The sequence below is a fragment of the Phormidium sp. CCY1219 genome (genome assembly GCF_035615515.1).
Taxonomy (GTDB): Bacteria; Cyanobacteriota; Cyanobacteriia; order Cyanobacteriales; family Laspinemataceae; genus CCY1219.
The window spans coordinates 1-5,015 of sequence record NZ_JAJENT010000422.1; the positions used below are offsets into that span (position 1 = coordinate 1).

General features: G+C 51.0%; 5 protein-coding genes and 1 tRNA gene. 4 read left to right on the top strand and 2 right to left on the bottom strand.

Features of this window, described 5'->3' with window-relative positions; translation table 11 throughout:
- Positions 1–191: hypothetical protein (locus LKK83_RS09595; protein WP_324630863.1), on the bottom strand; the 191-nt coding region annotated here is incomplete at its 3' end.
- Positions 192–529: 338 nt separating this feature from the next.
- Between LKK83_RS09595 and LKK83_RS09600 the strand changes: the two genes are divergently transcribed.
- Positions 530–667, top strand: coding sequence for a hypothetical protein (locus tag LKK83_RS09600; protein WP_324630864.1), 138 nt, complete (start codon positions 530–532; stop codon positions 665–667).
- Positions 668–687: 20 nt separating this feature from the next.
- On the opposite strand, the gene LKK83_RS09605 is transcribed toward LKK83_RS09600, so the two are convergent.
- Positions 688–761, bottom strand: a tRNA-Pro gene (locus LKK83_RS09605).
- Positions 762–917: 156 nt separating this feature from the next.
- Here LKK83_RS09605 and lipA point away from each other — a divergent pair.
- From lipA to sigC, 3 genes are all read left to right on the top strand, one after another.
- On the top strand, positions 918–1,802 hold the full coding sequence (gene lipA, locus LKK83_RS09610) for a lipoyl synthase (protein ID WP_324630865.1): 885 nt from the start codon (positions 918–920) through the stop codon (positions 1,800–1,802).
- The gene (locus LKK83_RS09615; RefSeq protein ID WP_324630866.1) at positions 1,799–2,755 is read left to right on the top strand and encodes an NAD(P)H-dependent glycerol-3-phosphate dehydrogenase; all 957 of its coding nucleotides are present in this window, start codon (positions 1,799–1,801) and stop codon (positions 2,753–2,755) included. Before lipA ends, LKK83_RS09615 begins: the two co-directional genes overlap by 4 nt.
- A gap of 724 nt (positions 2,756–3,479) precedes the next feature.
- Positions 3,480–4,736, top strand: a complete 1,257-nt coding sequence (sigC, locus tag LKK83_RS09620; protein WP_324630867.1) for an RNA polymerase sigma factor SigC — start codon at positions 3,480–3,482, stop codon at positions 4,734–4,736.
- The last annotated feature ends 279 nt before the right edge of the window (positions 4,737–5,015 follow it).

The window sequence follows — 5,015 nt, forward strand, 5'->3', positions numbered from 1 at the left end:
GGGTCAGTTGCCTTTCCTTCAGGCGCTTTACTAATGTAACAACCCCATTCGGGAATGTCAACCCTTTTTTGAAAAAAATTTTGGATTTTTTTTGAGTAACTGCTGAAACCTTTGCCAATCAAGGGTTTTAAGCGAAAATTTTTTTCGTTTTTTTGGTGGTAGGCCAGGATGGGCGGCTTGAGCTGGGACAAATTGGCTTCTGAGGATCCAATATTGGGGCATCAGCGGATTCTCCTTATATGCATATAAAGAGTAGAGTCTGGATAGTGATGGCTGTTGGATCCATAGAGAAAGAGTAGGATTGTCCGGTTTGGCCATATGGGATCCGTCAAGTTCTTCTCCTAGCTTCCACTGTTTTGGCAGTTAGGTGGAAGCCTTGTGGAGTGGCTACACCAGAGAATCAAGTCAAAGGAAGCATTTTTGCATCTTTCATGCCCGACGATCGCGCAATGCCCGTTGCAAAAGATGGGACGCCAGCGGGGTAGTCTTGGAGCCTGTGTTCTTTAATGGGTGAAAAGAAAAAGGAGGGGTGCGCGGTGAATGGGCGATCGCCCCCCAAGCCGATCGCAAGAAGGCGATCGCGGGAAAGCAAAATTGCCTGTCCGCGATCGCCCCGATGTTGGATCCACAAGTCCGATGCCCCACCGATATTCTAGGGCGAGCATGAGGATGCCACTCATAAAAAAATCGGGATGACTGGATTCGAACCAGCGGCCCCTTCGTCCCGAACGAAGTGCGCTACCAAACTGCGCTACATCCCGAAGCGTCATTGCTGTAAATCATTCTAGATCGACTTACAACATTTTGTAAACCCTTCTAGACCTTTTATTCTAGATTTACCAAAATCCAGTATAGATCGCGTGCCGCGTCTTTGGCTAGGATAGGATTGAAGTCTGTTTGAATTTCAAAGGGCACAGATGAGTGTAAAGCCAGATTGGTTGCGGGTAAAAGCCCCTCAAAGGGAGCGCGTTGGCAACGTTAAAGACATATTGCGGGATTTAGAGCTCAACACCGTTTGTGAAGAGGCATCCTGTCCGAATATTGGCGAGTGCTTCCACAATGGTACGGCAACGTTTCTGATTATGGGGCCTGCCTGTACTCGTGCTTGCCCCTACTGCGATATTGATTTCGAGAAAAAGCCGAAAGCCCTCGATCCGAGCGAACCGATCCGGTTAGCGGAGGCGGTGCGGCGGATGCGCCTCAATCATGTGGTGATTACTTCAGTGAACCGGGATGATTTGCCCGATGGGGGAGCTTCCCAGTTTGGGCGTTGCATTGAAGAGGTGCGTGCGGTATCGCCAGGAACGACGATTGAGGTATTAATTCCAGATCTGTGCGGGAATTGGGAAGCGTTAGAGAAAGTTTTAGCCGCCTCGCCGGAGGTACTCAACCACAATACGGAAACCATACCGCGCCTCTATCGCCAGGTAAGACCGCAAGGAAACTATCAACGAAGCCTAGAATTATTGCGCCGATCGCGAGAAATCGCGCCGTGGGTTTACACGAAATCTGGCATCATGGTGGGAATTGGAGAAACCGAGGCGGAAATCCGACAAGTCATGGAAGATTTGCGCGCGGTAGATTGCGATATTTTAACCATCGGTCAATACATGCAACCGACAAGGTTGCACCTGCCGGTGGCGAAATGGGTGACGCCGGAAGAATTCGCCGGATGGCAGGAATTTGGGGAATCGATCGGATTTTTGCAAGTAGTTTCATCGCCGCTGACGCGCAGTTCTTATCATGCGGAACAAGTACGCTCGCTAATGGAACGCTATCCCCGTCGTCAGGATAAATTATGAACGATGTGACTGCATCCGGTTCCCGGGGGAGTTCAAGATTCCCAAAAACCCTAGCTATTATTGGAGCTGGGGTCTGGGGAACCACATTAGGACATCTTGCTTCTCTCAATGGCCATCAGGTGCGTCTGTGGTCGCGCAGTCGCGATCGCAGCCTAAAAGAAACCATCCACGGCGCTCAGATTATTTTGTCGGCGGTTTCTATGAAAGGAGTCCCTGCAGTGGTTTCTCAAGTGCAGTCTTTAGAGTTGGCACCAGAGGCGATCGTGGTCACGGCGACTAAAGGACTCGACCCACAAACCACTTGCACTCCTTCCCAACTTTGGCAAAAGGGATTTCCCCAAAACCCGGTGGTGGTGTTAGCCGGACCGAATCTCTCGAAAGAAATTCAACAAGGATTACCTGCGGCTACGGCGGTGGCCAGCAGGGATCCCAGTGCTGCCGAACAAGTGCAAGAAGTGTTTGCCTCGCCCAGTTTTCGGGTTTACACCAATTCCGATCCATTGGGGGTAGAATTGGGAGGTACCCTAAAAAATGTAATGGCGATCGCATCGGGGGTTTGTGACGGTCTCAACCTGGGGACCAATGCAAAAGCGGCGTTACTCACCCGAGGACTGGCGGAAATCATCCGGATCGGCACCCATTGGGGCGCTCAAACTGAAACGTTTTATGGATTATCCGGACTCGGAGACCTCCTCGCTACTTGCAATAGTCCCCTCAGCCGCAACTATCAAGTGGGGTATCAACTGGCTCGAGGCAAGACCCTGGCGGATATTTTGCCGAGTTTAGAGGGGACTGCTGAAGGAGTCAACACTACGGGGGTATTAATCCAGCGAGCGAATCATCATGGGATTTCCATGCCGATTTCTTATCAAGTTCATCGGTTACTCGAAAGCCATATCACGCCGGAATCGGCAGTTGAAGCGCTAATGCTGCGAGATATCAAGCCTGAGTAAGGACTCGCCGATCTTTGGAAAGAGGCTTCGCCGCTCAAACCGATGGGATTTTCAAGAAGTCTGACTCAGGGAGTTCGATGGGATCGAGAATAACCGAGTTTGACGCCGCCCTTGCCTGGGATGAATCCTTCTTCAGTGGGACAGGTGCAGATTTTCCGAACCCGGCGCACCGAAAAAGCACCGTTTTCGTTGCTTTAAATTGCCTCAACAAGGGGCGGTGAAGCAAATTTTAGAATTTTTTAATAAAACGAATTACCAACTAGAGATAAAAAAGAGCGGCAAATCTAGGAGGCAAAAAACCTGAAAACGCGGTCTATGAGGGGGAAGGAGGAGGGATTGGAGATCTCGATACCATCAGTTAGTGATCCAAAACAGATCCGTCTGGTGATGAAGATTAACCGCCACTCTGACAGAAGTCACGCTAATGAATCGAAGCTCTACCTATACTTGGTATGACGGGTCAGATTGAGAAGTAGTTCTCGGCCAGACCCGTGCTGCCGTGATGTAAAAGGTTCCTTCGTCGGGATCGGGAAGCCAGTGGGTTGGAGGCGATGGTGCCCCACCGAGGGACTGGCGACCAGAAACTAAGACGGCTTCAGGACTGCGGGTTTTTTCCGTAGGAACACGTAGGAGTGAAGTATAGTCCCTAACGAAGGAGAGAATAGCAGCTAGGCAGCGATTCAGAGCAAATTACCGATCGCCTGGAGCAGCTGAGAGAATCACCATGCCAGGAATTTCTTTTTACCCTAACACTGAAGACGACAATCAACTGAACGCCCAAAATTTAGAGGGCGGGATCGAGGAGTCCGACGAAATGGACAAGGCGGACGACAAGATCGAGGTTGAATTTGACATTGACGATCGCCAAACCTCTAGCTTCCAACAAAGCCCCAGCCGCCGTACCACCGATTTGGTTCGGTTGTACCTCCAGGAAATCGGTCGGGTTCGCTTACTGGGGCGCGAAGAGGAGATTGGGGAAGCGCAAAAAGTCCAGCGCTACATGCAGCTCAAAGAAGAGCGCGAGCGCGCCGCAACGGACGAAAATCCCGAGATTCAACAGTATGTAAAACTGGTGAATGCTCGAGATCGCCTAACCTCCCAACTGGGGCATCGACCGTCCCTAGAAAAGTGGGCGGCACAGGGGGACATTCAAGTGAAAGACCTCAAGCCAATTTTAATCGCTGGCAAACGGAAGTGGGCCGAAATGGTTGGGTTGAGCGTCCAAGAACTGGAGCGGATCCAATCCGAGGGCATTCGAGCCAAAGAACACATGATCAAGGCCAACTTGCGCCTGGTGGTTTCGGTGGCCAAAAAATATCAAAACCGTGGCTTAGAACTGTTGGATTTAGTCCAAGAAGGAACCCTCGGGTTAGAGCGGGCGGTGGAGAAATTCGATCCGGCGCGGGGCTATCGGTTCAGCACATATGCTTATTGGTGGATTCGGCAGGGGATCACCCGGGCGATCGCCACTCAAAGCCGCACCATCCGCCTGCCGGTTCACATTACCGAAAAACTCAACAAAATCAAAAAAGCCCAGCGCAAACTCTCCCAAGAAAAAGGTCGCACGGCAAGTCTCGACGATATTGCCCTCGAACTGGAGATGACCCCCAATCAGGTGCGCGAAGTCTTGCTAAAAGTCCCGCGATCGGTCTCCTTAGAAACCAAAGTCGGGAAAGAAAAAGACACCGAACTCGGCGACTTACTAGAAACCGAAGATATCTCGCCAGAAGAAAAACTGATGCAAGAAGCCTTGCATCGGGATTTGCAACACCTGTTAGCCGATCTAACCAGTCGCGAGCGAGATGTAATTCGGTTGCGATTTGGGTTGAGTGACGGTCATCCCTACTCCTTGGCAGAAATTGGCCGCGCCCTCGATTTATCTCGAGAACGAGTGCGGCAAATCGAATCCAAGGCGCTGCAAAAGTTACGACAACCCAAGCGGCGCAATCGCGTCCGCGATTATCTCGAATCGTTGAGTTAAGAGGTCAATCCCAAGCTTCCCCCCCAGCCCTAGGTAGGAGTGCGTAGGCACGTGAAACCGAGGGCGATTTTCCGCCACTAGAAACGGATAGAGGGGGGCAAACGAAATTTGCGGTGTTATCTGCGCTCTTCACTGTTGGTGCTGCGATCGCCAAAACCCATAGAGTTGGCGATCGCAGTTTAGTCTATCAAAATTATCCCAATTGTTCATCAGAAATTAGGGTTGGTAAGGGGGAGAACGGAAACCCTCGTCATTTATGCGTAGGGAGGAGTTCTCCCC